The sequence below is a fragment of the Tumebacillus avium genome (assembly GCF_002162355.1).
GTDB lineage: Bacteria > Bacillota > Bacilli > Tumebacillales > Tumebacillaceae > Tumebacillus_A > Tumebacillus_A avium.
In genome coordinates, this window is the sequence record NZ_CP021434.1 from 2,478,924 (window position 1) to 2,500,426 (window position 21,503).

General features: G+C 57.3%; 24 protein-coding genes, 1 other RNA gene and 1 other annotated feature. Of the genes, 16 read left to right on the forward strand and 9 right to left on the reverse strand.

Annotation, left to right across the window (positions count from 1 at the left end):
- Positions 1-55: 55 nt before the first annotated feature.
- Entirely contained in the window at positions 56-565 is a 510-nt protein-coding gene (locus CBW65_RS11775; protein WP_087456989.1) for a YxiF family protein, read from the reverse strand.
- A gap of 37 nt (positions 566-602) precedes the next feature.
- Here CBW65_RS11775 and CBW65_RS11780 point away from each other — a divergent pair, with 37 nt between their 5' ends.
- The 8 genes from CBW65_RS11780 to CBW65_RS11815 all read left to right on the forward strand — a co-directional run bounded on the left by CBW65_RS11780 (position 603) and on the right by CBW65_RS11815 (position 10,006).
- Positions 603-1,070 (forward strand): hypothetical protein, encoded by a 468-nt coding sequence (locus tag CBW65_RS11780; RefSeq protein WP_087456990.1) that lies wholly within the window; start codon positions 603-605, stop codon positions 1,068-1,070.
- Between the two features lie 133 nt (positions 1,071-1,203).
- A complete protein-coding gene (sufC, locus tag CBW65_RS11785; RefSeq protein WP_087456991.1) occupies positions 1,204-1,986 on the forward strand; it encodes a Fe-S cluster assembly ATPase SufC in 783 nt (260 codons plus the stop codon).
- Positions 1,983-3,230: a SufB/SufD family protein gene (locus tag CBW65_RS11790; RefSeq protein ID WP_087456992.1), complete on the forward strand. Its 1,248-nt coding sequence runs from the start codon at positions 1,983-1,985 to the stop codon at positions 3,228-3,230. The genes sufC and CBW65_RS11790 overlap by 4 nt, the downstream gene beginning before the upstream one ends.
- Complete coding sequence (locus tag CBW65_RS11795) at positions 3,227-4,426, forward strand: cysteine desulfurase (RefSeq protein WP_087456993.1); 1,200 nt, start codon at positions 3,227-3,229, stop codon at positions 4,424-4,426. The genes CBW65_RS11790 and CBW65_RS11795 overlap by 4 nt, the downstream gene beginning before the upstream one ends.
- Positions 4,423-4,857 carry a Fe-S cluster assembly sulfur transfer protein SufU gene (sufU, locus tag CBW65_RS11800; protein ID WP_087456994.1) on the forward strand — a complete coding sequence of 145 codons (435 nt, stop codon included), beginning with the start codon at positions 4,423-4,425 and terminating at the stop codon, positions 4,855-4,857. Before CBW65_RS11795 ends, sufU begins: the two co-directional genes overlap by 4 nt.
- On the forward strand, positions 4,850-6,253 hold the full coding sequence (sufB, locus tag CBW65_RS11805) for a Fe-S cluster assembly protein SufB (RefSeq protein ID WP_087456995.1): 1,404 nt from the start codon (positions 4,850-4,852) through the stop codon (positions 6,251-6,253). Before sufU ends, sufB begins: the two co-directional genes overlap by 8 nt.
- A gap of 173 nt (positions 6,254-6,426) precedes the next feature.
- On the forward strand, positions 6,427-8,121 hold the full coding sequence (locus CBW65_RS11810; RefSeq protein ID WP_087456996.1) for a methyl-accepting chemotaxis protein: 1,695 nt from the start codon (positions 6,427-6,429) through the stop codon (positions 8,119-8,121).
- 184 nt (positions 8,122-8,305) lie between these two features.
- Positions 8,306-10,006, forward strand: a complete 1,701-nt coding sequence (locus CBW65_RS11815; RefSeq protein ID WP_087456997.1) for a methyl-accepting chemotaxis protein — start codon at positions 8,306-8,308, stop codon at positions 10,004-10,006.
- 44 nt (positions 10,007-10,050) lie between these two features.
- Here the strand turns inward: CBW65_RS11815 and CBW65_RS11820 are convergent, their stop codons facing one another.
- Positions 10,051-11,181, reverse strand: a complete 1,131-nt coding sequence (locus CBW65_RS11820; protein WP_087456998.1) for a cation:proton antiporter — start codon at positions 11,179-11,181, stop codon at positions 10,051-10,053.
- Between the two features lie 201 nt (positions 11,182-11,382).
- On the opposite strand from CBW65_RS11820, the gene CBW65_RS11825 reads away from it, so the two are divergent.
- The 5 genes from CBW65_RS11825 (at position 11,383) to CBW65_RS11845 (ending at position 14,951) form a co-directional block, all read left to right on the forward strand.
- On the forward strand, positions 11,383-12,012 hold the full coding sequence (locus tag CBW65_RS11825; RefSeq protein WP_087456999.1) for a DUF6602 domain-containing protein: 630 nt from the start codon (positions 11,383-11,385) through the stop codon (positions 12,010-12,012).
- A 191-nt stretch (positions 12,013-12,203) separates the two neighbouring features.
- Positions 12,204-12,395, forward strand: a non-coding RNA gene (gene ssrS, locus CBW65_RS11830) — 6S RNA.
- A 117-nt stretch (positions 12,396-12,512) separates the two neighbouring features.
- Entirely contained in the window at positions 12,513-13,112 is a 600-nt protein-coding gene (locus CBW65_RS11835) for a fatty acid metabolism transcriptional regulator FadR (protein ID WP_232463489.1), read from the forward strand.
- A 45-nt stretch (positions 13,113-13,157) separates the two neighbouring features.
- Entirely contained in the window at positions 13,158-13,922 is a 765-nt protein-coding gene (locus CBW65_RS11840; protein ID WP_087457001.1) for an electron transfer flavoprotein subunit beta/FixA family protein, read from the forward strand.
- 42 nt (positions 13,923-13,964) lie between these two features.
- Positions 13,965-14,951 carry an electron transfer flavoprotein subunit alpha/FixB family protein gene (locus CBW65_RS11845; protein WP_087457002.1) on the forward strand — a complete coding sequence of 329 codons (987 nt, stop codon included), beginning with the start codon at positions 13,965-13,967 and terminating at the stop codon, positions 14,949-14,951.
- Positions 14,952-15,007: 56 nt separating this feature from the next.
- Here the strand turns inward: CBW65_RS11845 and CBW65_RS11850 are convergent, their stop codons facing one another.
- Genes CBW65_RS11850 through CBW65_RS11860 form a run of 3 tightly spaced genes read right to left on the reverse strand, consistent with a single transcriptional unit; the run spans position 15,008 to position 15,736 of the window.
- Entirely contained in the window at positions 15,008-15,211 is a 204-nt protein-coding gene (locus CBW65_RS11850) for a hypothetical protein (protein WP_087457003.1), read from the reverse strand.
- Entirely contained in the window at positions 15,208-15,510 is a 303-nt protein-coding gene (locus CBW65_RS11855) for a hypothetical protein (protein WP_087457004.1), read from the reverse strand. The genes CBW65_RS11850 and CBW65_RS11855 overlap by 4 nt, the downstream gene beginning before the upstream one ends.
- A gap of 4 nt (positions 15,511-15,514) precedes the next feature.
- Positions 15,515-15,736, reverse strand: a complete 222-nt coding sequence (locus CBW65_RS11860) for a spore germination protein (RefSeq protein ID WP_087457005.1) — start codon at positions 15,734-15,736, stop codon at positions 15,515-15,517.
- Between the two features lie 141 nt (positions 15,737-15,877).
- On the opposite strand from CBW65_RS11860, the gene CBW65_RS11865 reads away from it, so the two are divergent.
- The gene (locus CBW65_RS11865; RefSeq protein ID WP_087457006.1) at positions 15,878-16,099 is read left to right on the forward strand and encodes a spore germination protein; all 222 of its coding nucleotides are present in this window, start codon (positions 15,878-15,880) and stop codon (positions 16,097-16,099) included.
- A 14-nt stretch (positions 16,100-16,113) separates the two neighbouring features.
- Positions 16,114-16,404, forward strand: a complete 291-nt coding sequence (locus CBW65_RS11870; RefSeq protein WP_087457007.1) for a spore germination protein GerPB — start codon at positions 16,114-16,116, stop codon at positions 16,402-16,404.
- A gap of 15 nt (positions 16,405-16,419) precedes the next feature.
- Here CBW65_RS11870 and CBW65_RS11875 read toward each other — a convergent pair whose 3' ends face one another.
- Both CBW65_RS11875 and CBW65_RS11880 read right to left on the reverse strand, forming a co-directional pair.
- Positions 16,420-16,842, reverse strand: coding sequence for a hypothetical protein (locus tag CBW65_RS11875; protein WP_087457008.1), 423 nt, complete (start codon positions 16,840-16,842; stop codon positions 16,420-16,422).
- Positions 16,843-17,120: 278 nt separating this feature from the next.
- Positions 17,121-17,807 carry a peptidylprolyl isomerase gene (locus tag CBW65_RS11880; RefSeq protein WP_087457009.1) on the reverse strand — a complete coding sequence of 229 codons (687 nt, stop codon included), beginning with the start codon at positions 17,805-17,807 and terminating at the stop codon, positions 17,121-17,123.
- Positions 17,808-17,935: 128 nt separating this feature from the next.
- Positions 17,936-18,207, forward strand: a binding site (T-box leader).
- 55 nt (positions 18,208-18,262) lie between these two features.
- Here CBW65_RS11880 and hisS point away from each other — a divergent pair.
- The gene (gene hisS / locus CBW65_RS11885) at positions 18,263-19,510 is read left to right on the forward strand and encodes a histidine--tRNA ligase (protein WP_087457010.1); all 1,248 of its coding nucleotides are present in this window, start codon (positions 18,263-18,265) and stop codon (positions 19,508-19,510) included.
- A 39-nt stretch (positions 19,511-19,549) separates the two neighbouring features.
- Here the strand turns inward: hisS and CBW65_RS11890 are convergent, their stop codons facing one another.
- Together CBW65_RS11890 and CBW65_RS11895 are read right to left on the reverse strand one after the other, a co-directional pair.
- On the reverse strand, positions 19,550-20,509 hold the full coding sequence (locus CBW65_RS11890; protein ID WP_087457011.1) for an alpha/beta hydrolase: 960 nt from the start codon (positions 20,507-20,509) through the stop codon (positions 19,550-19,552).
- 248 nt (positions 20,510-20,757) lie between these two features.
- On the reverse strand, positions 20,758-21,456 hold the full coding sequence (locus CBW65_RS11895; RefSeq protein ID WP_087457012.1) for a protease complex subunit PrcB family protein: 699 nt from the start codon (positions 21,454-21,456) through the stop codon (positions 20,758-20,760).
- Positions 21,457-21,503: the final 47 nt, after the last annotated feature.

Sequence of the window (21,503 nt, forward strand, 5' to 3'; positions counted from 1 at the left end):
TGGGAGACGCAGAAAACCCGGCGTGCGGCGCGCCGGGTTTTCTTGTATGTCTTACTTAAAATCCCCATGATGCAAAAGTGTACTCATACTCACCGCGTTCCACACAAAGACCAAACCTCAATTGAGGCTGCACGATCAGGATGTCAAATCGTCCTTGGGTAAAGCCTGTTAAAGGCAGCAAAAGGGAGAAATTTTCTTGAAGTGCCCGGAACTCCAACTTTACAGCTTCAATCTCTCCCTCCTCGTACAGAAACAGAATCACTTCTGTATCGGGTGGAAGGACTACTTCTGCCAAGGTGTCCGACAACCGTTGTATGAAAGATTCTATACTCGGCTCTGATTTTGCCAAGTTGTCAGCACGATCGATTTTCTGAAAAGCAGCATGAAGCAAGCGCTGCGTTTCTTCCACCGTGAGAAACGATTCCGGTGTAAGGCCGATACGCGGGGACAACCCTTTGAGCAGGTTCTGTTGTTTCTGTTTTCGTTTCAATTCTGTTATCTTCTTTTGCCGTTCTTCCAGGTTCAAGGCAAAGTCCTCCATTTCAATATTATATTTTTTGTCCATGAGCATCACATTCGTATACACAGGAGTGACCTAGTGTATGTCCAAAGCATTATCAGAGATATTTATCGAGACGCAAGGCAAACCATTCGAGCATGAAGGCAAATTGGTTTCCATGGGGTTTACAGCATCGGTCTCAAAGGGGCAACAAGTAACACTTGAGTTGATCAGCGCCAATTCGGAGCTTGAACAAGGAATCGAGGTCTCAGTTGATTCAAGAAAAGGGGAAGTGGAATTTTCAGAAGGAAAAGTGAAGCGGCCTATTTTCTGGACAAATTTTGCTCCTGATCAAATACCTTTTGTTTGTTACCCCAAAAAACAAGACGGGATCTTACGGATCTGGAATGTGTGGTGTTATCCCGGCGAAAAAGAGCCAAACGCTTGGATCAACAACGCAGGAATTGTCATCGAACCAATCAGTGACAGCGAGTCGATCTTGCATTGCAGCAATGGCTATGGTGATGTGGATTTCTCGAATCTGGTTTTCAGAGTCACCATTCAATCATAATCTTCTTTCCCCCTCAGAGACTTGTTCTCTGAGGGTTTTTCATTTTCAGTACCACCTGCAGGCGTGGTACATATGCTGATCCTATAGAAAGTTGACTTCTGTAGTCAGGATTCGCCTGAAGGAGGGATGAACGATGACGCAAGCAGAGTTGAAACTGCATCAATTGCAAGTCAGCGCAGGCGGCACGCCGATTCTTAACGGGGTGTCCCTCGACATCAAAGGCGGGGAAGTGCACGCCATCATGGGCCCGAACGGGACGGGGAAAAGCACCTTGTCACTGGCCTTGATGGGCCACCCGCGCTATGAAGTGACCGGCGGAAGCGCCACGCTGGACGGGCAGGACTTGCTGGCGATGAAGGTCGATGAGCGGGCGCGGGCCGGGCTGTTCCTGGCCATGCAATACCCAAGCGAGATCGCCGGCGTGTCCAACGCCAACTTCCTGCGCACCGCCGTCAACGCCCGGCAGCCGGACGGAAAAGAGATCGGCGTGCTGCCGTTTCGCAAACAGCTCGAAGCAGAGATGGCGTCACTTGGCATCGAAAGCAAATTTGCCGACCGCTACCTCAACGAAGGGTTCTCCGGCGGCGAGAAAAAACGCAACGAAATCCTCCAACTGGCCATGCTCAAGCCCCGCATCGCCATCCTTGACGAGATCGATTCCGGGCTCGACATCGACGCGCTGAAAGTGGTCGCCCAAGCGGTCAACAGCCTGCGCTCGCCGCAGATGGGCGTGCTGATCATCACCCATTACCAGCGCCTGCTCGAATACATCGCGCCCGACCATGTCCACGTCCTGATCGGCGGCCGCATCGTCAAAAGCGGCGGCAAAGAGCTGGCACAGGAACTGGAAGCAAAAGGCTACGACTGGCTGAAACCACAAGATCCCGCCGATCCCCAAGGGGGCGGGGCCCCATGACAAGCGACACGGCAGAACAAAAGCGCGTGCAGAAGCTCCATACCGAAAAGCTCGAACCCGACTGGATGCGCGACCTGCGCCTGGCTGCGCTCACACACTATGAACAGCTCTCCACCCCCCAGACAACGCACCCCAACACCGGCTTCTTCCCGGCAGCCCGCACCCCCGCGCCATGTCCCGACCTGTTCGAGCCGGAGCACCTGTTTCTCAAAACGGGACGCAACCGCCTTTCCTACGCCAACAGCCGGATCACCGTCCACCACCTCGAAGCCAACCTCGCCAAAGCAGGCGTGCTGCTCGTCGACCTGTCCTTAGCGATCCGCGTCTACCCGCAGTTGGTGCGCCCGTATCTCGCACAACTGATCCCGCCCGCCGAACACAAGTGGGCCGCCCTGCAGACCGCCGTGTGGAACGCCGGCCTGTTTCTCTACGTCCCGAAAAACATCCGCGTCAAAGTCCCGCTCCAAGCGTGGTGGCACCGCACCACAGGCGGCGGCACCCTGCATCCGCGCGTGCTGGTCGTCGCCGAAGAGAACAGCGACGTAACCTTGCTCACCGGCGAAGTCTCCAAGCTCGAAGAGGCCGCCTTCTCCATCCTCGTCAGCGAAGTCTTCGCCAAAAAAAATGCCCGGGTGCGCATCGCCTCCATCGGGGAGCATGACGCCGCCATGACACGCCACACCTTCGCCCGCGCCAAGGCCGAGCGCGACGCGCAGGTCGAGTGGCTGTTCCTCGACGGCTCCGCAGGCGCCGTCACCGCCGACATCACAAGCGTGCTGGCCGGCGACAACGCTCAAACGAAAATCGACGTTGCCGCACTCAGCCATGCCGCCCAGCGCCTCGACCTGACCTTGACCGCCCGGCACATCGCCCGCCACACATCCAGCTCGATCCGCACGCGCGGCGTCGTCACCGGGGCAGCGGAGACCAACACCCGCGTCATCTCCCAGATCGAAAAAAACGCCGTCGGCACCAACGCCGTACAAGATGCGCGAATGCTCCTGCTCAGTGAAAAAGCCCGCGCCAAAGCCCTGCCGATGCTCTTAATCGACGAAGAAGACGTCAAATGCGACCACGCCGTCTCCGTCGGCCAACTGCCGCCCGAGCCGCTGTTCTACCTAATGTCGCGGGGGCTGTCGGAGCGCGCGGCAAAGCGGCTGCTCTTGAGCGGCTTTTTGTCACCGCTCGCCCCTGACATGACCGAACTGCTCGAGCTCTGGATCGAAAGGAAGGCGTCGCCATGAAACAAGACTTTCCGCTCTTGAAGCAACACATGAATGGCAAGCCCCTGATCTACCTCGACAGCGCCGCCACCACACAAAAACCGCAGCCTGTGCTCGATGCGCTCCACCGCTACTACACCACGCAAAACGCCAACGTCCATCGCGGCGTGTACGCCCTCGCCGCCACCGCCACCGACCTTTACGAAGGCGCGCGGGAAAAAGCGGCCCGGTTCGTAAACGCCCACTCTGCGCGGCAGATCGTCTTCACGCGCGGCACGACCGAAGCGCTCAACCTCGTCGCCAGCGGCTATCTGCGGCCCCGCCTGCAGCCGGGCGACGAAATCCTCACCACCGTCGCCGAACACCACAGCAACCTCATCCCGTGGCAGATGGCCGCCAAACAAACGGGAGCACGGCTCCGCTTCCTGCCGCTCGAAGCGGACGGCACCCTCGATCTGGCAAAAGCCGCCCCATGCATCACGCCGCGCACCCGCGCCATCGCCATCGCCCACATCTCCAACGTTCTCGGCACCATTCATCCAATCCAAGAGCTCGCCGCCCTCGCGCACCAAAACCACGCGGTGCTGATCGTCGACGCCGCCCAGTCGGCTCCGCATCATCCGCTCGATGTGCAGGCGCTCGACTGCGACTTCCTCGCTTTTTCCGGACACAAGCTCTACGGTCCGACGGGCATCGGGGTCCTGTACGGCAAACGGGAATTGCTCGCCGCCACCGAACCGGTGCAGTACGGCGGAGAGATGATCGACGAGGTCGAACTGCTCGACGCCTCCTGGAAAGACGCCCCGTGGAAACTCGAAGCAGGCACGCCGCCAATCGCCGAAGCGGCCGGGCTGGCGGCTGCGATCGACTACCTCGAAGCTCGCGGGCGCGACACCATCCAACAACACATCGCCGACCTCACCGCCTACGCCTACGACCAGCTCTCCACCCTCGACAGCCTCACGCTCTATGGCCCGAAAAAGCGGGGCGGGGTGGTTTCGTTCAACCTCGGCGGCGTCCATCCGCACGACGTGGCAACCGTGCTCGACGCTGCGGGCATCGCCGTCCGCGCCGGACACCACTGCGCACAGCCGCTGATGAAATGGCTGGGCGTGGCGGCGACCGTTCGGGCGAGTTTTGGCATCTACAACACCCGCGCAGATGTCGACGCATTGACCGCCGCCCTGCGCGAAGCAAAGGGGCTGTTTGACGTATGAACCTCGCAGAACTGTACCGCCAAGTCATCCTCGACCACTCCCAGCAGCCGCGCAACTTCCGTGTACAAGACGGCGTTGTTGGAGTGAAGTTGAAAAACCCGACCTGCGGCGACGACGTGACGTTATACTTGACGATCCACAACGGCCTTGTGCAAGCCGCCTCTTTCCAAGGCACAGGCTGCTCGATCTCCATCGCTTCGGCCTCAATGCTGACCGAAGCGGTGCAAGGGCAGCCCCTCGCTGACGTGCTCCTGCTCGACGAAGAATTCCGCAAGCTCGTGCAGGGCCAGCAGGCGGACGGCGAGCGCCTCGGCGATCTCGAAGTCTTTGCCGGCGTCGCGCGCTTTCCGGCCCGCGTCAAATGTGCGACGCTGGTCTGGAACGCCTTGCTGCAAGCGCTACAGGAAGGGGAGGGACACCTTGATGAGTGATGAAAAACAGCGGCCCGATCTGCCGGGCTACCAGTATGGATTTGCCGATCAGCACGTCTCGCTCGTCCGCTTCGGCAAAGGGCTCACCCGCAAGACGGTGGAGGAGATCTCCAGCATGAAAAACGAGCCGGGCTGGATGACCGACTTCCGCCTGCGCTCCTTGGAGCTCTTTGAAAAGATGCCCTTGCCGAACTGGGGCGGCGATCTTTCCGGGCTTAAGTTTGACGATATCACTTATTATGTAAAGCCCGCCGACCGCAAAGGAAAAACGTGGGACGAGGTGCCGGAGGAGATCAAAGACACGTTTGAAAAACTCGGCATTCCCAAGGCGGAACGGGAGTTTCTCGCCGGCGTCTCCGCGCAGTACGAGTCGGAAGTCGTCTACCATTCGATCCAAAAAGACCTGGTCAGCCAAGGCGTGCTGTTCACCGACACCGACACGGCACTCCGCGAGCACCCGGAGCTTTTCAAAAAGTATTTCGGCAGCATCATCCCGCCCTCCGACAACAAATTCGCCGCGCTGAACTCGGCGGTCTGGTCGGGCGGCTCGTTCGTCTACGTGCCAAAAGGGGTGCGCTGCGAGGTGCCGCTGCAGGCGTATTTTCGGATCAACTCGGAAAACATGGGCCAGTTTGAACGCACGCTGATCATCGCTGAAGATGACAGTTTCGTACATTATGTAGAGGGCTGCACAGCGCCGATCTACTCCACCGACTCCCTGCATTCGGCCGTCGTCGAGATCATCGTCAAAGACCGCGCCCGCTGCCGCTACACGACGATCCAGAACTGGGCGCCGAACATCTACAACCTCGTCACCAAGCGCGCCGTCGCTTATGCGGACGCGACGATGGAATGGGTCGACGGCAACATCGGATCGAAGCTGACGATGAAATACCCCGCTGTCTATATGCTTGGCCCGCGCGCAAAAGGCACGATCCTCTCCATCGCCGTCGCCGGCCAAGGGCAGCACCAGGACGCCGGAGCCAAAGTCGTCCACCTCGCGCCGGACTGCACCTCGACCGTCGTCTCCAAATCGATCTCCAAACAAGGCGGCAAGACCACCTACCGCGGCCTGTGCGAATTTGGCCCCAAAGCGCGGGGATCGAAAGCAAACATCAAATGCGACACGCTGATCTTTGACCCGGATTCCAGTTCTGACACCATCCCGCAGAACAATGTGCGCACCGACGACGTGACCTTGGAGCATGAAGCGAGCGTTTCGAAAGTGTCGGAGGATCAGCTGTTCTACCTGATGAGCCGAGGTTTGAGCGAAGAGCAGGCGACAACGATGATCGTGATGGGCTTTATCGAGCCGTTCACCCGCGAGTTGCCGATGGAATATGCCGTGGAGATGAACCGCTTGATCAACTTCGAAATGAAGGGATCGATCGGCTAGTGAAATGCGACGCAAAGCAGCAGCCAGCCCCGGACTGACAGACCCCGTTTTAAACGCGGGGAGTCTGTTGGAAAGGGGAATTTTTTTCGTGTAAAGCAGGATTTTGTTTTCAGTAAGATGAATTTTAAAGATCATCTATTTATGATATTTATTCGGGTGGAAGGAGCCTAGGCATGAAATTTAGCATTCGAACCAAGTTGATACTGGCCTTTACGATCATTTTACTGATGCTGGCGGGAACGGCAATTACGACGGTTGTCAATTTAAATCTGGTATATGAAGATGCTGAGCAGATCGATCAGGAGGTATTGCCAAGCATCGTGATGCTGGCCGACCTGCGGACCGACGTGATGGAACTGAACCGTTTGGTGTTGCGGATTCGTCTGGAGAAGGTGCCGTCCGAAATCGATCGTCTCAACACCAAATTGACCGATCATATCGCTGAATTGGACAAGCATATGAAAGATTACAGCACCATGCTGGAGGATGAGCAGGAGCAGGAGCTGTTCCAAAGCATGAACGCTTCTTTTCTAACCTATAAGCAGCAAATTCCGAGATTGCTGGATAACTCGATCCGCGATCAAGAGTGGCTGGAACTGAATACGGAAGCGCAAAAAGTGTTTATCAAGGCGAGCGATACCTCCCTTGAACTGGTCAACTTGCATGTCGAGGAAGGGAATCAGGCGACCGACCAATCGGTTCAAGTCGTCAAAGAGTCGCGGACGCTGATCATCATCCTGTCGGTCATCGCCTATCTGATCGGCATCGGGATTACATCGTACATGGCACGCAACATGTCCAAGCCGATCCGCAGGCTGACCGCACAGGTGCAGCGGGTGGCAGAAGGCGATCTGACGGTGGAAGACCTGAAGATCAAGAGCCGCGACGAAGTGGGCGAACTGTCCGGCCACTTCACGAAGATGACCGGCAACCTGCGCGCCTTGCTCCGGCAGGTGGCGCTCAATTCCGAGCAGGTCGCCGCAACGTCTGAGGAGCTGACGGCAAGCGCCGACCAGACCACCATCGTTGCTGAGCAGATCTCGCAGTCGGTGCAGGACGTTTCGTTTGGTGCAGAAAAACAGCTGCAGGGCATTCAAGATTCCACACAGGTCGTCGCCGACATTTCGGAAAGCGTCGGGCAGATCGCCCAGTCGATCCAAGGGGTCACCGATTCCTCACTGCGGGCGACAGGCAAAGCGACCGACGGGCAAAATGTCGTCAACCGCACCGTCTCGCAGATGGAAGTGATCGGGGACCGGGTGAACTCGACGGCCGATGTGATCAATGACCTCGGCAAAAAGTCGGAAGAGATCGGCGCGATCGTCGGTCTGATCACGTCGATCGCCGGGCAAACCAACCTGCTGGCGTTAAATGCCGCGATCGAAGCGGCAAGAGCAGGCGAGCATGGCAAAGGATTTGCCGTCGTGGCCGATGAAGTGCGCAAGCTGGCCGAGCAGTCGGGCGAGGCGGCCGATCACATCCGCCGCCTGATCACCGAGGTGCAGGCGGACACCGGGCGCGCGATCGCTTCGATGGAGGAAGGCACCCGGGCGGTGGAAGACGGGGTGCGCCTGATCGGGGACACCGGTGCGGCGTTCCGTGAGATTCTGGCGTCCGTCTCGACCTTGTCCGACCAGGCGCAGGAAGTGGCCGCTGCCGTGCAGCAGGTCAGCGCCGGCACGCAGACGATGGTCAGCGCCATGGAAGGCATCGCCGCCGTTTCCGAACAGGCGGCCGCCAACACCCAGCAGGTCGCAGCTTCGGTGGAAGAGCAAAATGCTTCGATGGAGGAAATCGCCAGCGCGGCAACCTTGCTCTCCAAGATGGCAAGCGAACTGCAAGACGGCATCAGCACGTTCAAATTGTAAAAAATAAACAAAAGGCTCCCTGCGGGGAGCCTTTGTTTATGGGTTAATATTTATACGCCACAACGGCTTATAAAAAATTGCTTTCAAATTCAACTGTTATCATTTATTATAAGAATCAGATATGTCGAAATCGTGTCGATTTATGACAAAAAATTAAAGTGTTGGCAATGGGGGGGCAAATTACATGAAATTTTCAGTACGCTTGAAATTATTCGTCAGCTTTTTCCTCGTCTTGTTGTTGCTGATCGCGACTGGGGCTGTCGCGGTGATGCAGATGAACAACATGGAGCAAAAAGCCATGGAAGTAGACGGGCACATGATGCCAAGCGTGGTGCTGGCTGGTGAGATCAATGAGAAAGTCACCAACTTGCAGCGCTTGATGACCCGCATGCGGATGGCGCAGTCGCCGGAAGATGCGCAGGCGGTCATCGACAAGATCCACGCAGAACAAAAAGCGGTGGCGGAGATGCTGCCGAAGTTTCAAGAGCTGTCGGAAACCGGGGACGAGAAAGCGCTGTACGATGGGTTTGCTGTCGAGTACGCGAAATTTGACACCCAGATTCCGCTCTTGCTCGCTGCTGCCGAAGCGCGCGATCCGGAAGCTTTTGCCACGGCAGACGAAGCGTCGCTGGTCGCCTATGACAAAGCGACCGAACAGCTGAATCTCCTGAAGCAGATCAACCAGGACCTCGGCGCGGCGACAACCAAAGAAGCGGTGTCGATCAACCACAAGGCAAAAAACCTCGTGCTTGGGCTCTCCATCGGCGCGATCGTGCTGACGATCGTTGTCGTACTGGTCATCTCCGGCATGATCACCACGCCGGTCTATCGTCTGGCCGCACAGGTGAAAAAGATGTCGGACGGCGACTTGACGCTGGAAGCGCTGAACTTGAAATCCCGTGATGAAATCGGCGATCTTGGCCGTGATTTTGATAAAATGGTGCAAAACCTGCGCACCATCCTGCACCAGGTGTCGCTGAACTCTACACAGGTGGCGGCGACTTCGGAGCAACTGATGGCGGGCGCCGATCATACGGCCCGCGCAGCGGAGCAGATCGCAGCGTCGGTGCAGGAAGTGTCCTCGGGGGCGGACAAGCAACTGCAAGGCGTGACCGACACGACGACGATCGTGACCGACATGAAGGTGAACATCGACCAGATCGTATCCGGCATCGCCACGGTGACCGACTCGACGCGCATCGCAACCGAACGCGCCAAAGACGGGCATGAAGTGGTGGACAAGACGATCAAGCAGATGGAGACCAGCACCGAGAAGATCCACAGCACCGCACAAGTTTTGAACAAGCTGGGCCAAAAGACCGACGAGATCGGTCAGATCGTGGCCTTGATCACTTCCATCGCCGGTCAAACCAACCTGCTGGCACTGAACGCGGCGATCGAAGCATCCCGCGCCGGCGAGCAAGGCAAAGGTTTTGCGGTCGTCGCCGACGAAGTGCGCAAACTGGCGGAGCAGTCCGCATCGGCAGCCGACCACATCCGTGCGCTGATTGGGGAAGTGCAGACGGATGCGGGCGTGGCGATCGTTTCGATGAACGAAGGCACCAAGTCGTTTGACGAAGGCATTCGGATGATCCATCTGACCGGCGATTCGTTCAAAGGCATCCACTCGGCGGTCGACGCCCTGGCCAGACAGGCGCAGGATACGGTGGCAGCGGTGGAGCAGGTGAGCGTTGGCACACAGGAACTGATTCAGGCCATCGACACCATCGCTTCCTTCTCCGACCAGGCGGCAGGCAACACGCAGCAGGTCGCAGCGACGGTGCAAGAGCAGACCGCGTCGATGGAAGAGATCAATGCGGCTTCCAACCTGCTGGCCCGCATGGCCAGCGAGCTGCAGGATTCGGTGTCCACGTTTAAGCTGTAACAGATAGATAGAAGAAAGGCTCCCGGATCGGGAGCCTTTTTCTGTTACTGCTGTTTCGGAAAGGTCATTTTCAACAGCGGCGGGGTGAGCACGGTCGTCACCAGCACCACGACAACCAGCACGGCGAACAGGGAATTGTCGAGCAGTCCGGCCTCCAGGCCGATCGCGGCGATGATCAAGGCCACTTCGCCGCGCGAGACCATCCCGGCCCCGACGGCGAGCGAGCTTGGCGTGGAGAATCCGGCCAGCTTGGCGCCGACGCCGGAGCCGCCCCATTTCGTCAAGACGGCGATGATGCTCAACACGACGACCAGCCACCAGTTGCCGCCGATGCCTTGGATTTCGGTCATCACGCCAATTGAGGTGAAAAAGACGGGGACAAAGATCGAGTAGGCGATCGTTTCCGTTTTGTGCATCACCTCTGCTTTTTGTTTGGTCTGGGAGATCGCCACCCCGGCGATATACGCGCCGATGATCGCGGCGACGCCGGTCAGTTCGGCGAACCAGGCGAAGAGGAAGCACAACGCCAGCGCCATCGTGACCACCGCTTCGGTGACGCGCAGCGGGACAAATTTTTGCAACAGCCACGGCACCGCTTTCCAACCGACGAGGATGGCGATCAGGAAGAAGGCGATTTTTTTGCCGATCAACAGCGGCAGGTTGACGTCGCCGCCCGCAAAACCAAGCAGGAAGGCGAGCAGGATGACGACGACCACATCGTCGATGACAGCGGCGCTCATCAGCGTGTTGCCTTCGCGGGTGTTCAGCTGTCCCATCTCGCGCAGGGACTGCACGGTGATCGAGACGGAGGTCGCGGAGAGCAAAAGGCCCAGGAAGATCGCTTCCAGCGTATCTAAGCCGATGGCAAGCCCGGAGAGCCAGCCGAGTCCAAGCGGTACGACGATACCTCCCAAGCCGACCAGCGCACCCGCCTTGCCGGAGCGTTTGAATTCTTTGAGGTCCGTTTCCAGACCGGCGATAAACATCAGCAAAATGACGCCGATCTGCGAAATTTCGCTCAGGACGTCCGTATTTTCGATCCAGCCCAGCACGGAAGGGCCGAGGATCAGGCCGATCAGCAGTTTGCCGAGAACGGAAGGCTGCCCGAGCCGGGCGGCCAGATCTCCGGCGAGCTTGGTGGCGACGAGGATGATCATGAGTTCAAAGATGAGCATAGGGCATCTCCTTTCAGCACCGGAAAACTCAGCTTAGGGTGCCACGAATTTGGCAAAAGGATATCATGTCTGCGATACTGGGGGAAAGACATTGCGACAAGGGAGAGAGGATGCTGTGCAAGAACTGTGGTCCTTAGTTTATGAAGGAATAAGAAGTGAACAAAATGTGAACTTGCCGGACACGCTCCGTTTCGGGAGCAGTTGGCTGAATTTTTGCAAGAGAAGCTGCCCGAAAAGTTTGGCGCGGTGCAGGGGCAGATCTTTTCGCTGGACGGCACGGCGGCAGACGAGAGCGATGTCGTACTGTATGACCGGCTGCACACGCCAAAGCTCTCCGCCGGCAAGCGGATGCTGATCCCGGCGGAGACGGCCGGAGCGGCGCTGCAGACCCTGGAGGCGCTGACCGCCGGTCTGCTCGTCGAAGAAGCGCGGCAACTGCGCGAGGTGCGCAGGCTGCAGAAGGTGACAAAGAAAGGCTTCACCGGCGGCTTGGAGCTGATCAGCGCTCATCCGTATACGCTTGGCGTGATCGTGGCGCGGACCAGCGAGCTGTCTTTAGAAGAGATCGCAGAGACGCTCAACGGCGAGCAGGCAGCGTGGCCGCTGCCGGAGCGGGTAAGCGCAGTATTTGTGCTCGACGTCGGTCTGGTCGTCTATCAGACCCCGGCGACCGGGGAAGTGCGCTATTTTCCGCTCGACGGGAGCGAGCTTGGCACAGTGGCAGCAGGCGCAGATACGCTGGCTTTTCTGCTCTTGTATCTGAGCAGCTATCTGAACTCGATCGAGGTGATTGCGCCCGACTTGATGCCGTTGCTTGCTCAGCGATTTTAGCAAGCGCAGCAGGCGGCAGATGATCATCTCTCACAATCTCAGTTCCTTCTTTCAGAGCTTTTGCTCGTTCTTTTACGAGCGTTTGTTTCAAGTCGGAAGTTGAGATGCGCGCCGGAATCCTGTAGGATAAAGACATCGCTTCGGTGCAACACTAGTACCACGGTGAGACGGCAAACAACAAACAGAACTACATATTCCTGCAGTGTTCGTTAGGGTCCAACTGTTTTGAACCTTGAGTGTTTCTTGGGAGACAGAACTCTTTGGTGTATGGCAGGCCCACCTCTTGCAAAAGACGATTGGGAAGTCAGATCACTTTGGACGGGTCACCCACCTGCGAGAGCAGGTTCTGAAACATGGGGCTCGACGGCACATGCGGGGTACATATTGCAAGTGAATAAACAGAGCGGCCTCCCGGATTGGGAGGCCGCTTTTTTGGTTGACGGATTTGACTGGCTATTCTAATATAGAATTATGAAATGAATGGACACTCATTCATTGAGGTGAGGACGATCGCACAGAAGAAGAACAATGAAAAGTACGAGGCGATCCTCAATGCCGCCGTCAAAGTGATTGGCCAAGCCGGCTATCACAATGCGCCAATCTCTAAGATTGCGAGGGAGGCGGGGGTCGCAGATGGTACTGTGTATCTGTATTTCAAGAACAAAGAAGACATTCTCATCTCGATTCTCCGCGAGACGATCGGCACGATTGTCGACCGGATCCACGACGAGTTGAAGCTCGAAGACGGGGATGCGGCCGAATCTTTAAAAGGATTGATCACGATCTATTTTGGCATCTTTGGCGTCAATCCTGATTTGGCGATGTTTACACAAGTTCATTTGCGCCAGTCCAATGCGGAAATGCGCAAGCAGATCGGCGACATCATCCGCCCGTATTACCAAATCATCGACCAGATCATCTTGAAGGGCATCGAATCCGGCGTGTTTCGGGAAAGTATGGATAAGAGAATTGCCCGCCGCATGATCTTTGGCACGATGGACGAAACTGTGACCGCGTGGATACTCACCGGTGCCAAGTACAGCTTGGCGTCACAAGTTCAGCCGGTTTACGATGTGATGGTAGGCGGACTTCGCGCATAGCAATGCATAACACTTGGATTTCAAGTCTGAAAGGAGTTCACACCGATGAATATTTTCGTGTGCCTCAAACAAACGTTTGATACTGAGGAAAAGATCGTTGTCGAAAACGGCCAAGTCAAAGAAGACGGCGTCCGCTTCGTCATGAACCCGTACGATGAGTATGCGGTTGAAGAAGCGATCAAACTGCGTGATGCAAACGGCGGTTCCGTGACCGTCATCACCATCGGCCCGGAGCGCGCTCAAGAAGCGCTGCGCACGGCGCTGGCGATGGGCGCTGACGAAGCGGTGCACATCACCGACGAGTCTCTCTTTGGCGATGAATATACGGCATCCAACGTGTTGGCTGCTTACCTGAAAGATCAGTCTTATGACATCATCCTCTGCGGCAACCAGGCGGTTGACGACGGTTCCGGCCAAGTGGCGATCCGTCTGGCCGAGCTCCTGAACATCCCGCACGTGAGCACGATCACCAAGCTGGAAGTAAGCGGCACCGATGTGGTGGCGCACCGCGACGCGGAAGGCGACCTCGAAATCGTCGGCGGCAACTTGCCGATCCTCGTTACTGCCCAGCAAGGCCTGAACGATCCGCGTTACCCGTCTCTGATCGGGATTCGCAAAGCGAACAAGAAGCCGCTCGCGAATCCGGGCGCAGGCGACCTGAACGTAGCTGGCGATATCGCGAAGAAAGCCGCAGTTCTGGAAACGTTCCTGCCGGCAGCAAAATCCGGCGGCCGCATCCTGGAAGGCGACAACGAATCGCGCGTCAAAGAACTGGTCGGCTTGCTGCGCACCGAAGCGAAAGTCCTGTAAATTAGGGATCTTGAACTCGAAAGACAGAGAGGAGCACTACACATGAGCAGAACAATTCTCGTACTGGCAGACCTGCGCAACGGCGCGGTCCGCAACGTGACTTTTGAAATGCTGTCCGCTGCAAAGCGACTGGCGAACGGCGGCACGGTTGTCGCTTCCATCATCGGCAACAACGGCGCAAACATCAACACCGACGCGCTGGCTCACTACGGCGCTGACAAAGTGCTGGTGGCTGACGACGCGCAATTTGAGAACTACGTGCCGGATGCGTACGCATCCGTTCTCGAAGCGATGATCAAAGAAGTGAACCCGAACCTCGTGTTCATGTCGCACTCCGCAATCGGCCGCGACCTCGCGCCGAAGCTGGCTGCACGTTTTGCTGCCGGTCAAGTGTCCGACATCATCGACGTGACCGAAGACGGCGGCAACCTCGTCTTCACCCGTCCGATCTACGCGGGCAAAGCGTTCACCAAAAACACCGTCGCTGGCGACATCGTATTTGCGACCGTCCGCCCGAACAACTTGACTGCAGACGAAGCGGACACGTCCCGCTCCGCTGAAAAAGTTGCCAAGGCATGGGCAGAACTCCCGGCTGGCTCCCTGCGCACCTTCATCAAAGAAGTTGTGAAAAAGTCGACCGGCGGCGTTGACCTGTCCGAGGCGAAAATCATCGTCTCCGGCGGCCGCGGCGTCAAGTCGCAAGAAGGCTTCAAGCCGCTGTACGAACTGGCGGAAGTCCTCGGTGCAGCTGTCGGCGCATCCCGCGGCGCTTGCGACGCAGACTACTGCGACTACGCGCTGCAGATCGGCCAAACCGGTAAGGTGGTAACGCCGGACCTGTACTTTGCAGTTGGCATCTCCGGTGCGATCCAGCACTTGGCAGGCATGTCCAACTCCAAAGTGATCGTGGCGATCAACAAAGATCCGGAAGCTCCGATCTTCAAAGTGGCAGACTACGGCATCGTCGGCGACCTGTTCGACATCGTGCCGATCCTGACCGAAGAGCTGAAAAAACTGCTGGCTGAGTAATCCGTTCAGCAAACAAGTTCAGCAAAAAAAGACCCTCTTTTGCAGAGGGTCTTTTTTTATCGCACCGCTCCCACCGGTCCGGTCGTCGCCGGAACGATCGAGGCAACTGGCCGTACCCCGCGCGAGATGGAAACGGATTGGGGCGTGATGATTTCCGTATCGCCAAGCAGCACGACCGAAGACGAGGAGATCGAGTTGATCTTGAACATCCCGACTTGCAGGTCGCCGTTGTTGACCACTTTGAGTTTGACTTTTTTCACCTGGGGTCCACACCTCTTGTATTGGGACGAAAGGCTTCCAATGTGCCGCCCCACATATTTGCATCGCGCACTTCTTCATCCACTTGGTTTGCAAAATGCACCCGAGTGTCAATCGGTTCTTCAAACCGGCCTTTGGAAGCGAAACTGGGAGCGCCGCGGTATCCGGAATATGCTTCGCTGTAGTCAAACGGATCAACGCCTTGCCAGACATCGCCGATCTGCACGACGCCGGAGTTGCCGACGGCGAGCACGATCATCTCCTGTACGATGGTCTGTTTGGCGCGCGTTCGCTTAAACATCCGCCTACACCCCGGAATTGGTGCTGCCGTCGACGACATCAGGATCGAACGTCGAGGTGTTGTTGATCCCGTTGATCGATACTGCGAAATCTCCGGTCAGGCCGCCGCCGGAACCGCTGTAGCTTTTTGCTGCTTCTTTGGGCGCGATAAATCCGGAATCGCCAAAGATGACGGTGCCGCCTGAGATGCTGACAATTTTGATCGGACCTCCGACCACGGATGGCATGGCACTCGCTCCTTTGTTCATACAAGTCTCTAAAGGCAGGATATGTCGAAGCAGAGGAAAGGGTGCGGGCTTTCACCCATGACAGCTGACATGCATAGACTGCCTAGAGAAAAGATTTTAGGCAGCAGAGGTGGTGGCGTCGTGCCTGCGATTCTCGGCAATCTAAAAGTGATCAACATCTCTTCTGGCGGAGTATTAAGCATCGGGGATGTAGGTCTTATCTCTCCGAAAACGACAGCCAAAACGTATGCCGGTTCCGGATCGTTTAATACGGGTGACTTCCCGCAAACGTATAACGTGATCTCCTCGACGAACACCAATGACAATGATGTGCTGGACGAAAACGTGATCAGCGCTTTCTAACGGGAGGTGAATCGATGCGCGTCAATCAAACGATCAGGATTGGATCACTCAGCGTCAATACGATGTCGAACTCGTCGATTTTGCAGATTGGAACCAGCGGCGCCATCAAGGCCCGTTCGGAAGAGATCACCGAGCAAATCACACAAGCGCAGGCCAATCAGGTTGTTGAAGATAAGATTCACAAAGAGATCGCTCCGATCCTGAACGCAGAGGGACTGCCGCCTGAAATGCAGCCTCTACAGCAACAGCAACAGCAGCAGCAGCAGCAGCCCGGCAGCAGGGCGAGAACGAAAAATCGTACCTGAGCAGATTGCAACTGCTCAGGTACGATTTTTTTGCTGCGGCTGGTCGGGCTGGAGGCGGTCGAGTCCGTAGATGTTGTCGAGGACGTAGGCGTACTGGCGCGTCGCTTCGTAGTACGCTTCCCGGGCGATGGCACATTCCTGCGTTTCCTGTCCAACCGGGCAGGCAGCGTAGCGCGCTTCTGCTGCCGCCATCACCGCTTGCCACTGCGGAAATGTCGGGTCGGCCGGGCCAAAGGGCGGCGGAGACAAAACATTGTAAAACGGGTCATCAAAAAAGACCTGCCCGGTGATCAGCTGTGTCTCTTCAAAATACTCTTCCCCGACGATGCCAAATCCGGGCGGAATGGGCGGCGGTACAAGAAAATCGGACGGGACATGCGGCAAGAGTCTGACTTGCTGGCGGCGGCGGCGTTTCCACCGGCGGTAGGCGCGGCCCATGGGCTGGCTCCCTCCTCTGTGTTAGATCAGCACTTTTGATCAGCACTTTTGATCAGCACTTTTGATCAGCACTTTTGATCAGCACTTTTGATCAGCACTTTTGATCAGCACTTTTGATCAGCATATGGAGCGGCCTATGGGAGGGTGTGCCGGATTGTGCGGCCGGGCGGCGATTTCGTTCGACAATTTCCCGGGAAATCGACGGCAAAGGAGGTTGCTGTCGAAAGAGAAACGGCCCTCCCGCGAAGGGAGAGCCGTTTTGTCGAGGGGTGCCAGGTTTACTTTTCTTCGATGGTGATCGTTTCGATGTGCACGTCTTCCTGCGGTTTGCTCATTTCGCCGCTTGGGCTTTGGCCGACCGGCACAGAGGCGATTTTGTCGACGATCTCGATGCCTTCGGTCACTTCGCCAAAGACGGTGTAGTTCGGCATGCGATTGAGCCCGTCCACTTGCGAGCCGCTGCCGATGAAGAATTGGCTGCCGTTGGTGTCGGGGCCGGCGTTGGCCATCGCGACGATGCCTTTGGTGTATTGTTTTGCCGGGGGCAGTTCGTCTTCGAATTGGTAGCCGGGGCCGCCGGCGCCTGTGCCGGTCGGGTCGCCGGACTGGATCATGAAGTCTTTGATCACGCGGTGGAAAGTGACACCGTCGTAGTATTTGTCTTGGGCGAGGAAGACGAAGTTGTTGACCGTAACCGGAGCTTCGTCATCGAGCAGCTTGATTTTGATATCGCCTTTGTTGGTTTTCAATGTGGCAGTGTACGTTTTGGCTTTGTCGATCTTCATCTCCGGCTTCTTGGCGTATTGCTTTTGCGGTTTCGAAGTGTCGACAGAACCGCTGTTGTTCTGGTCCTGCTGCTGGTTGTTGTTGTTCTCTTGCGTGTTTTCGTCTGTGCCGCAGCCGGACAGAATCGTCGTGACCAGCGCGGTCGCCAGCACGGTGGTAAACAAGGTCCGTTTGTTCATCTGTTGCTCCTCCAGTTCAATTAGGGCATATTCTGACTCTATTGTATCAGGCATCCAAATGAAGGCAAGTCTGTTGACAAAGGTTGACAAGGTGCTTACAATAAAAGACAAATAAATTCCATCTTGTTGCAAAAGCTGTGAGAAGGAGAGTACAACTTTTTAGATCGTGCAGAGAGCCGGTGGGTGGTGCGAACCGGTCGGTCGGAGAGTTGGAAACACACCTTTGAGCTGTGGCCCGAACGGCTGCCCGATGGCAGCTCACTAGACGTCACCGGAGACTTCCACCGTTATCAGCGGAAGAGGGGTTAGTTGTTTTGACTCCTGATGAGTGGTCATGTGCGGCTGTTGAGTTCGTGCATGGCAAGATGGGTGGTACCGCGAGCAAGCTCTCGTCCCGTTATGGGATGGGAGTTTTTTTATTTGCTCAAACAAATTTTTGGAGGAGGGTTTTGAAGATGGAACGTGTGAATCGTCCGCGCGGCACAGCAGATCTGCTGCCGCGGGAAGTGCAGGATTGGCAGCGTCTGGAGGCAAAGGCAAGGGAGGTGTGCGGGCATTTCCATGTTCAGGAGATCAGAACCCCGCTGTTTGAGCACACCGAGCTGTTTATGCGCGGCGTCGGTGACGGGACCGACATTGTGGAGAAGGAGATGTACACGTTTCTCGACAAAGGCGGGCGGAGTTTGACGCTGCGGCCGGAAGGGACGTCGGCGGTGGCCAGGGCGGTGCTGGAAAACAAGCTGTATGTGGAAACGCTCCCGCTCAAGCTGTATTATCTGGCCCCGATGTTTCGCTATGAGCGGCCGGGGACGGGGCGGCTGCGTCAGCACCACCAGTTTGGGATCGAAGTGGTCGGCAGCGATAGCGCCGCCGCCGATGTGGAAGTTGTGGCGCTGGCGATGCGGTTTTATGAGGAGATCGGAGCCAAAGGGCTGACGGTGGCGCTCAACTCGGTCGGATGCAAGGAATGCCGCCCGCAGTACCGGGAGGAGTTGCTGGAGTACTTGGAGCTGCGGCTGGAGGCGATGTGCGGGGATTGTCAGCGGCGGGCGGAGAAGAATCCGCTGCGCATCCTCGACTGCAAAGAATCGTGCTGCCAGGCGGCGGTGCTGGGGGCTCCGTCGATTCAGGAGTGTTTGTGCGGCGCCTGCAAGGCGCATTTTGACCGGGTGGTGCAAGGGCTGGATGCGCTTAGACTACCGTATCGGGTCGATGCGCGTCTGGTGCGCGGGCTCGATTATTACACGCGGACGGTGTTTGAAGTGATGACCCCATCGGGAGCGACAGTGTCGGCCGGGGGACGCTATAACGGGCTGTACACGGAGTTGGGCGGCGTGGAGCTGCCGGCCGTGGGCTTCGGGGCCGGGCTGGAGCGAGCACTGCTCTTGTTGCAGGAGCAGGGCGTGACACTTGCGGAAACTGAGCCGGGCGTGGATGTGTTTGTGATTCCGCTGGGCGAAGCGGCGGAGATCGCCGTCCTCCAGACGCTGGATGCTTTGCGCAGAGCCGGGCTGACCGTCGAACGGGACTTCGGCGGCAAAGGGCTGAAGAGCGGGTTAAAGCGCGCCAACCGCTTGCAGGCGAAGCGGGCGGTGATCGTCGGTGAGGAAGAGCTGGCCGCCGGGAAATTGCTGGTGAAAGACCTGCAGGACGGCGGGCAGGAGACGCTGGAACTGGAAGAACTGCTGTATCGGTTGACATAAAATCAAGAAAAAGCAAGTAAAGCGAAAGCGACCCGGGAGTTACCGGGTCGCTTTTTTTGCAAAGTCGAGCGTTTGGAGAATGATGCTCCGGGTGGTGTCGTCAGGCAAGGTGACATCAAAGCCGTGTGGCGCGGTCGGGTGTTCGAGGTAGTCGAGTTGAACCCTGCGGCTGACGGCTTCCTGATAGAAGCTGTCGAGCGGGGTGTTGATCGCGGCAGAGTCCTGGCCGGCCTTGACCAGAAGCAGGGGCGGGAGCTGCTCCGGAGAACGGGCCAGATGCGTGATCGGGGAGTAGGTGCGGAGCGCCTCATCGGTCACTGTTTCCGGCAGCTCTGAGCGGCGGTCGCGCAGGTCGAGCAGCGGGTAGTAGGCGATGAGGCCTTTTATGTAACTTGGACGCTCTTGCAAAGCCATCCGCAGGCCGAGCGGAGCCCCGGCGGAACAGGACCAGATCACGATCCGCTCCGGGTCGAGGCCGTATTCGCTTGCCCGCTCGCGAACATAGGAGATCAAGTCGTCCACGTCGGCGCCTGCTGCGGTCAACTCCGTGAAATTGTCGGTGGAACGGTGGTTGAACGTCACCGCCGCCATCCCGGTTGCGGCGACCGCACGCGCCCAAGACGAGTATTGCCCCCAGTCCTTGGCCCCTTTCAGCTCGGCGGGAGGAGCATCGCCATGCACAAAGATGACGACGGGAAGCTTGCCGTCCGGCTTTTTGGCAGGGGTGTAGACATCGAAGCGGAGTTCTTCATCGTCCACCAGCTTGTACGGGATGTCTTTTTCAATTTGGACGTTCTCTGCACCTTCGGGGATATATGCGATCGGCCGCTGATCGAGCGGCAGGGTAGTTGGGTCAACAGAAGCGGTGTCGGCTTTTTTCGGTTGTTCGGCTGAGGAATTATCGGCGGCATGTTGGCTGTTGTTTGAAGCGGCACAGCCTGCGATCATCGAGCTGGTCAAGAGGATCGGGAGCAAAGCAAACCAGCGGCGTTTAGGCATAAATGTTCCTCCTTATTGGAAACTTTGTATTTATTTTGTCGCACGAAAGAAGCAGGCGTTACAGGGAAAACAGAATATAACCGGCAAAAATAGGCTGACTGGTTTGCGGGGTGTCGAATAGAATGTGACCATCAAAATCAATTTTTAGTGGTTGAATCGGCGGCTGCGGGGGTCTTTGATGGCATGAAGTCTAGAACGCAAAGAAAAGCCAGCTTCGTCTAGAAGCTGGCTTTTTGTATGCGTAAGCGTCAGGACGCCAATTCGCCCGGGTTGAGCAGCACGACCGGCTGATCGACTCGCGGCAGGCGCAGGATCAGCTGCGGGTAGGTGATCGCCTGCAGGAGCATCGCGCCCGGCTCAGGACGGATCAGCTCGACGAGGATCTCGATCTGGTCGTTGCCTTGGACGACGCTGGTCGGCACGATGCTGTAGCCGCCCGTGTTGCGCTCGCCGCCGGAGATGACGACGTAGGTGGCTTCTTCGGAGCTGACGACATTGACGCCCGGCTCGATCATCGATTCGGCCGCCTTATCCATCACCAACTGCGGCAGAACTTCCGCTTCGGTGATGATTTCGTACGGGACAGGGCGCTTGCGGGACTGGATGCGCTCTTGGGCGCGGCGCAAGATCCAGTCTGCTTCCTCGCGCTCCAGCTTGCGGTGCGGCTCGAACACGCCGGCGTCGTTGCCAATCATGATGCCGAGGTGGTAGACGCGCGATACGGCGCTCTGCTGGCCGGCGGTCAGGGAGGTGATGTCTTTGAACGGTGCGGGCAGGCCGCCTGCGATGCCGGTGTTCATCGGCGGCAAGGTGCTGGACAGCAGCACGGCTGTTTCGATGCGGGTGACAGTTTCGTCGGGACGATCAACCACTTCTGACGAGGAAAGTCCGCTGATCTGCATCACCTTGGTATGTAGTTCTTCGCGGGTCACATGATTTTGGTTCATGTTCAAACGCCTCCTTGGTGTGGGTGGATTGATCTGTCGTGTTATAC

Coding starts and splice junctions, on each gene's coding strand:
- CBW65_RS11775 (WP_087456989.1), bottom strand. CDS start 565: ATGGACAAAAAATATAATATTGAAATGGAGGACTTTGCCTTGAACCTG.
- CBW65_RS11780 (WP_087456990.1), top strand. CDS start 603: ATGTCCAAAGCATTATCAGAGATATTTATCGAGACGCAAGGCAAACCA.
- sufC (WP_087456991.1), top strand. CDS start 1,204: ATGACGCAAGCAGAGTTGAAACTGCATCAATTGCAAGTCAGCGCAGGC.
- CBW65_RS11790 (WP_087456992.1), top strand. CDS start 1,983: ATGACAAGCGACACGGCAGAACAAAAGCGCGTGCAGAAGCTCCATACC.
- CBW65_RS11795 (WP_087456993.1), top strand. CDS start 3,227: ATGAAACAAGACTTTCCGCTCTTGAAGCAACACATGAATGGCAAGCCC.
- sufU (WP_087456994.1), top strand. CDS start 4,423: ATGAACCTCGCAGAACTGTACCGCCAAGTCATCCTCGACCACTCCCAG.
- sufB (WP_087456995.1), top strand. CDS start 4,850: ATGAGTGATGAAAAACAGCGGCCCGATCTGCCGGGCTACCAGTATGGA.
- CBW65_RS11810 (WP_087456996.1), top strand. CDS start 6,427: ATGAAATTTAGCATTCGAACCAAGTTGATACTGGCCTTTACGATCATT.
- CBW65_RS11815 (WP_087456997.1), top strand. CDS start 8,306: ATGAAATTTTCAGTACGCTTGAAATTATTCGTCAGCTTTTTCCTCGTC.
- CBW65_RS11820 (WP_087456998.1), bottom strand. CDS start 11,181: ATGCTCATCTTTGAACTCATGATCATCCTCGTCGCCACCAAGCTCGCC.
- CBW65_RS11840 (WP_087457001.1), top strand. CDS start 13,158: ATGAATATTTTCGTGTGCCTCAAACAAACGTTTGATACTGAGGAAAAG.
- CBW65_RS11845 (WP_087457002.1), top strand. CDS start 13,965: ATGAGCAGAACAATTCTCGTACTGGCAGACCTGCGCAACGGCGCGGTC.
- CBW65_RS11855 (WP_087457004.1), bottom strand. CDS start 15,510: ATGTTTAAGCGAACGCGCGCCAAACAGACCATCGTACAGGAGATGATC.
- CBW65_RS11860 (WP_087457005.1), bottom strand. CDS start 15,736: ATGCCATCCGTGGTCGGAGGTCCGATCAAAATTGTCAGCATCTCAGGC.
- CBW65_RS11870 (WP_087457007.1), top strand. CDS start 16,114: ATGCGCGTCAATCAAACGATCAGGATTGGATCACTCAGCGTCAATACG.
- CBW65_RS11875 (WP_087457008.1), bottom strand. CDS start 16,842: ATGGGCCGCGCCTACCGCCGGTGGAAACGCCGCCGCCGCCAGCAAGTC.
- CBW65_RS11880 (WP_087457009.1), bottom strand. CDS start 17,807: ATGAACAAACGGACCTTGTTTACCACCGTGCTGGCGACCGCGCTGGTC.
- hisS (WP_087457010.1), top strand. CDS start 18,263: ATGGAACGTGTGAATCGTCCGCGCGGCACAGCAGATCTGCTGCCGCGG.
- CBW65_RS11890 (WP_087457011.1), bottom strand. CDS start 20,509: ATGCCTAAACGCCGCTGGTTTGCTTTGCTCCCGATCCTCTTGACCAGC.
- CBW65_RS11895 (WP_087457012.1), bottom strand. CDS start 21,456: ATGAACCAAAATCATGTGACCCGCGAAGAACTACATACCAAGGTGATG.